4 protein-coding genes are annotated in these 6,166 nt (G+C 56.4%); 2 read left to right on the top strand and 2 right to left on the bottom strand.

Going from position 1 to position 6,166, the window contains the following annotated elements; genetic code table 11:
- Window positions 1-2,889, top strand: a 2,889-nt coding sequence (locus tag Q0X21_RS09760; RefSeq protein ID WP_297851692.1) for a type I restriction endonuclease subunit R, incomplete at its 5' end; no start/stop codon positions are given.
- 24 nt (window positions 2,890-2,913) lie between these two features.
- On the top strand, window positions 2,914-3,744 hold the full coding sequence (locus Q0X21_RS09755) for a hypothetical protein (RefSeq protein WP_297851691.1): 831 nt from the start codon (window positions 2,914-2,916) through the stop codon (window positions 3,742-3,744).
- A gap of 672 nt (window positions 3,745-4,416) precedes the next feature.
- On the opposite strand, the gene Q0X21_RS09750 is transcribed toward Q0X21_RS09755, so the two are convergent.
- Both Q0X21_RS09750 and Q0X21_RS09745 read right to left on the bottom strand, forming a co-directional pair.
- Window positions 4,417-5,754: a GntP family transporter gene (locus tag Q0X21_RS09750; RefSeq protein WP_297851693.1), complete on the bottom strand. Its 1,338-nt coding sequence runs from the start codon at window positions 5,752-5,754 to the stop codon at window positions 4,417-4,419.
- The coding region (locus tag Q0X21_RS09745) for an NAD-binding protein (RefSeq protein WP_297851690.1) at window positions 5,754-6,166 on the bottom strand (413 nt) is incomplete at its 5' end. The genes Q0X21_RS09745 and Q0X21_RS09750, both read right to left, overlap by 1 nt.

Genomic DNA, 6,166 nt, shown 5'->3' with positions numbered 1-6,166 from the left:
ATTGAGTACGTCGATGCAGATGGGAAACGGCTAAACCCCACCATCACGTTCTTTTCCCGGGATCCGAACAAGAATGACTACATCGCGGCGAACCAGATCACCGTACGGAACCTGGATAAGGAACGTCGCTTTGATGTCGTGCTCTACGTCAATGGCATGCCTCTGGTCATCGTGGAGCTGAAACAGTCTGGCTCCACCGCGACTGTAGAGAGCGCCTACAACCAGCTGCGCACCTACGTTGAAGAATTTCCGATGGCCTTCCGCTTCGCCAACATTGTCGTCGCATCCGACGGGATTGAGGCAATCTACGGAACCCCGTTTACACCGCGTGAGCACATGAGCAGCTGGCGTGTAGACGACGACGGGAACCCTTACGAGCAAGGGCCACTCGTCGTCGTGGGCGGTGAGCAGATGACCGAATTCGACATGCTCTTCTGGGGTCTGTTTAACGTCGAACGCTTCGGTCAGATCTTTATTGATTTCACTGCCTTCGATGAAATTGACGGAGAGCTACGCATGCGAGTAGCCAAGCCACACCAGTACTTCGCAGTGACGAAAGCTGCCGGTAGGACGATCCAAGCCGCACACACCGATAAAAAGGCTGGCGTGGTGTGGCACACCACAGGTTCAGGCAAATCCATGGAAATGGAGATGTACACGGCGAAGATCATGCGAGATTCGCGGCTGGATTCCCCAACCGTGGTTGTGCTGAATGACCGGAATGAGCTGGACAAGCAGCTCTACGACACCTTCGCTGTATCTACTCTCCTACCCGAAGCCCCCACCCACATTTCAAGCCGCGAGGATCTGCGCGAACAGCTCAGCCAGAGGCAATCTGGCGGCATCTACTTCGCTACTTTGCAGAAGTTTGGTTTGCAAGGCGCGAAAGACGAACGGGAGCTGGAACACCCTGTTCTTTCAGAACGCCACAACATCATTGTGATCTCAGACGAGGCCCACCGTTCTCACTACGGTTTCGGTGATACGAATGCAGACGGCTATGCGCACCACCTCCGCACCGCTTTGCCAAATGCCACGATGATCGCGTTCACCGGCACCCCGATCGACGAGTGGGACCGCAACACCCGCGAGGTCTTCGGCGGGGAGATCGACGTCTACGACATGAACCGCGCGGTGGCCGACGGCGCGGTGGTCCCCGTGTACTTCGAACCACGGCTCATCCCACTGGAGCGCATCCAAGGGATCACCGATGAAGAGATCGACGACGCGGCAGCGGAAATCCTCGCCGACATCGACGATGAAGACCGTGAGAAGGCGCAGCGCTCCGTTGCCGTGCTGAACACTGTGTATGGCTCCGAGCAACGCCTCAGCACACTTGCTCAGGACTTCATCCGTCACTGGGAGGACCGCCGCGAAAACATGCGCCAGTTCATTGGCGGACCAGGTAAGGCAATGATTGTCGTGCAGACCCGCGACATCGCAGCCAACCTATACGAGAAAATCATCGAGCTGCGTCCTCAATGGCACAGCAATGACGACCTCGCTGGCAAGCTCAAGGTGATCTACTCCGGTGCCGCTTCTGATCCTGCGCACCTGCAGAAGCACATCCGCAACCAAGCCCGGATGGATGCGATCAAGGATCGTATGAAGGACGCGGATGACGAGCTCGAAATCGCCATCGTGCAGGGCATGATGCTCACGGGTTTCGATGCTCCCCCGCTGCACACTCTTTACCTCGACCGTCCCCTTAAGAGTGCCCTTCTGATGCAGACGCTTGCCCGCGTCAACCGGAAGTTCCGCCAGAAGGAAAACGGACTGCTGGTTGCTTACGCACCACTCGTCGACAACCTTCAGGCAGCGATCGCCGAGTTCACCAAGGATTCTTCCGAGGAGGGCGAAAAGGTCATCGGACAGAGCATCGAGGAAGCGCTCCGCATTGCGTGCGGCTTCCTCGATAAGCTGCATGCTCTTGTTGGCGAAGACTGGCGCGAATTGGAAAACCACGGGGAAGAACGAAAGGCTCGCCTCCAGGTACTAGCCAAGCTTCGTGATCCAAAGACAGCCGATGAAAATGGCCGCTATCCCCTAGCCAAACAGTTCAACGACACCGCAGGAAAACTCGCCCGTGCTTGGGCACTGGCATCCGGTAGCCCCAACGCTCCCGAATACCGAAATGATGTGCGCTTCTACTCAGATGTACGCAATCAGCTGGTGAAGATGGACGCCGCTGATCGCCGGGCAAACGGTGAGCCACTCAGTGATGAGGTCCTCACGTTGCTCAGCCAACTCGTTGTGGACTCAAGTGCGTCATCCGAGGTCATCGACGTCTACAACGAAATTGGACGAGAGTTACCCAACTTACAAGATTTGAACATCGAAGCATTGAAACTCAAATCCAAAGACGACTCTGAGACAGCCTTGCTCATCGATGCTCTCCGACGCTCTTTACTCCAGGAATCCCGCACTGCTACTGGCAACAATGAAGTCCGAGCAAAGCAGTTCTCCGAGCGCATCCGAGAACTCATGAACCGTTACACCAACCAACAGCTCACATCCGCTGAAATCATTGCTGAACTCATCGAGTTGTCAAAGCAGATCGTTGAAGAGAACCAGCGCGGTGAGTCATTCACACCTCCGCTGACCAACGATGAGCTGGCGTTCTACGACGTCGTTGTCTCCAACGGAACTAACGGTGAAGTACTCAGTGATGACATCATCGCTCAGATTGCTAGGGACCTTGTAGCCACACTGCGCCGCGACGCAAAGACCGATTGGACTGTCCGCGATGATGTGCGGGCCAAACTACGCCGGTCGATTAAAACGCTCCTCCGCAAACACGGTTACCCGATGAACAAGCGCAACGACGCTGTGGTTCTAGTCCTAGAGCAGATGGAACGTTTCGCGCCGCGTTGGGCAGAAGCGGTTTGATCCATAAATACAAACGGGAAAGAAATGACGACCAGACACCCATCAATTGAGCTTGAAAACCGCATCGTGTTGGCTCAAGCAAGGGAACTTAGACAAGTTCTCGAAACCTTCAATCTTCGCGTACAAGCTCTCTCTAAAGATGCCGAGACTGCGCGTCATCAAGTCATGCTGGTGAGAGATACTCGAAAGTTCGAAGACCAAATTTCCAACATTCTGCATGGGTCCAGGGCTAAAGAGATCCGTGATTCGGAGGAAAGCTCAATGGCAGCGAATCCGCCCAATCCGGCATTTGACGAATCTCCTTCTCGAAAGAGCAAACCAAAGCCCCAGTTAAGTGCTGAGGAGCTGTTCAAACTCGCGCAAATTGCCGTTGATAAAGAGGCTGTCAATGCGCGGCGTAAGTATGAACAACGGCGTGAAGAGCTCCTCCAGCAACTTAAAGCAATGCGCGAGGGTGAGCTTTCTGCTGAAGAGAAGCCTGAAATTATCGCCCAATTAGACGCGGTCGAGCGCGAATATTCATCGATCTGGCGCCGCTTGGAATCTGGTGCACGTGGTGCTGAAATCCTGGCCGAGATTGAGGCTAAAGCCTCCAAACAGAAACGCCGACGCCGACACCAGCCGAAAAAATACAAACCGCTAAAAACGCAAATAAAGAAGAAGGCGTCAGTCACAGACTTCGAGCGCGCGGTCCGCAAGCTTAAGGCCGACGAGCGTGCAGCCCAAGCACGCATTCGAGACGACAATTTCTTTAGATCGCTCGTTTATCTGCACCCAGCAAAAACAAACAGCATGAAAGATGATCGCATCTATATGTCTGCTGGAGTTCCAAACCCGAGGGGAAAGAAGAAATGACTCGTGGATTCAGGGCGAACGCCACCAACTCGTCTCCCAAAAAATCAGGTAAAACTCCCAAGACTCCCGTGGATCTCAGGCCTGACGGGAAGGTGAGATGTCCGATTTGTGGTCGAGTTGTTGGGCTTAATTCTCAACGGAATCGCTTAGAGGCACACCTAGGTGATACCACTGGACGGTACTGCAGCATGGTTGGAAAAGTAGTCAAAGTGCGCAGGAGACCTCCTGCAGGAAACTCAAAACACGCAAAAGAGACTTCGAAAAAGACGAAGCAAAGGGAAACTCACCTTGATTCCCCGGAGCTACGCCAATCGCGCGACAACATGCTGGACTCATTCGAGAATCTTTTTAACCGCATGCACGAAAACAAACTCCAGCATTCACCCAAGAGAAAAACGAAGAAGGACAACAAGCACTTTGTTCGAGTCTTCCTAGGAGGGTCGCCGGGTTCCGGAAAACGGAGCTAGAAGCTTAGAGCAAAGCTTCCCGCGAAAGGCACGGTTCCTGTCGCACAGACAGCACCAGCTATTACTTAGTTCTGAACACACGGCTTGTGCGCAAAGTAGTGGAAACAATGCGTCACGCCGATTGAAAATCCCGTCGATTGCATACGGATTCAACAAGCGTGACGCCCATACGTCTTCTACCGTTGAGGCAAACGCAAGGTAACTCCTACACCACCGCATAGACCGCCCAGGTGAGCAGGAAGCCGATGACACCGAAGATTGTGGATGTGGTTGTCCAGTAGCGGAGGCCCTGTTTGACGTTGAGGCCAAGGTACTTGGTCACGATCCAGAAGCCGGAGTCGTTGATGTGGCTGAGCCCCAGGCCGCCAAAGCCGATGGCGACCATGACGAGTGCGGCTTCAACACTGGTCAGACCAGCATCCGCGATAGGTTGTGCGACGAGACCGGCGGTGGTGAGCAGCGCCACCGTTGCGGACCCCTGCGCAGCACGAAGTGCTGCGGCCAGCAGGAACGCGGTGAGGATCAGTGGCAGGCCGGTGCCGGCGAGGAGGTCGGAAAGGACCTGGCCAATGCCGGATTCGACGAGCACATTGGCGAATGCGCCACCAGCGCCGGTGACGAAGATGATCACGGCAACGGCAGGAAGTGCGGAGTCGAGAACATCCGAAGATTCCTGACGGTTCCAACCACGCTGGCTGCCCAGGACAAACCAGGAGACGAGCACAGCGATGAGGAGTGCCACCGGGGAAGCACCGATGAAGGAGGCAATCTCGCGGGCAACGGAGCCTTCTTCCAGGGCCATGGCGCTGGTCGTGCCCAGCATGATCAAAATGATCGGCAGGAGGATAAGGCCGATGATCGTCCACGGCGATGGCGGGTTTTGCACCTCATTAACACCGGCATCTTCAACCGGAGACGTGGAGCGCTCAATAGCGCTGACGTCGATACGGCGAACGATCAGGTAGCCCAGTGCCACGGTCACAGCGGCGATGGGAAGGCCAATGGTGAGAAGGAGGCCGGCGTCACCGTCGAGAAGCTCAGCAACTGCAACGGGGCCTGGGTGCGGCGGCAGCACAACGTGAACGGTGAGCAGCGTGGCAGCGACGGGCAGGCCGATCTTGATTGGGTTGATGTTCGCTACGGCGGCGAAGCCGAAGATGATCGGCGCGAGAATGATGAAACCGACGTCGAAGAAGACCGGGATACCCAGGATAAATGCGGCGATCACCACGGCGGCGACGATGCGCTTACGGCCCAGTTTTCCCGTGAAGTACTGGGCTAGTGCGGTAGCACCACCGGATTCCTCAATGATCTTGCCCAGCATGGCGCCGAGGCCAACGACTACGGCAACGGAGCCGAGTGTCTTGCCCACACCGTCGGTGACCACACTGACGGAATCAGCGAACGGGATGCCGGAGAGCACCGCCGTGGCGAGGGAAACGAGGAGCAGTGCCACGAAGGCGGGCATGCGCACCCAGATCACCAGGGCGAGTAGGACGGCAACGGCCGCGAGGCCGAGCCAAATCAAACCAGTTCCGGTAATCATGCGTTATCACCCTTCGGGCCGGTCGGAGAAGAAATGGTGATGATGGACGAATCGTCCTTCGCAGCCATACCGCGGGCAAAGGCCTGCAGGTACTGCTGCTCCGCGGAAGCAGCGACGGGCACGGCAATGCCAGCGGACTTCGCGGCAGCGGTGACGATGCCCATGTCCTTGACGAAGATGTCGATGCGGCTCTTCACCTCCGCACCTTCCTCGGTGTAAGCATCGAGCATGCGCTCGCCGCGGTCACCCAGCATGAAGGATGCGGCGGCACCGCTCATGAGAGCATCGAGCGTGGCTTTCTGGTCCAGGCCAAGCTCGCCAGCCAGGGCGAGGGCCTCACCAGCAGCGGCAATATGCACGCCGCAGAGCAGCTGGTTCACGGTCTTCAGGGCCTGGCCCTTGCCTGGCT

This window comes from uncultured Corynebacterium sp., assembly GCF_947253065.1.
Classification (GTDB): domain Bacteria; phylum Actinomycetota; class Actinomycetes; order Mycobacteriales; family Mycobacteriaceae; genus Corynebacterium.
Note: the sequence above shows the minus strand (reverse complement) of the source record. Positions and strands in the feature narration are given on the sequence as shown.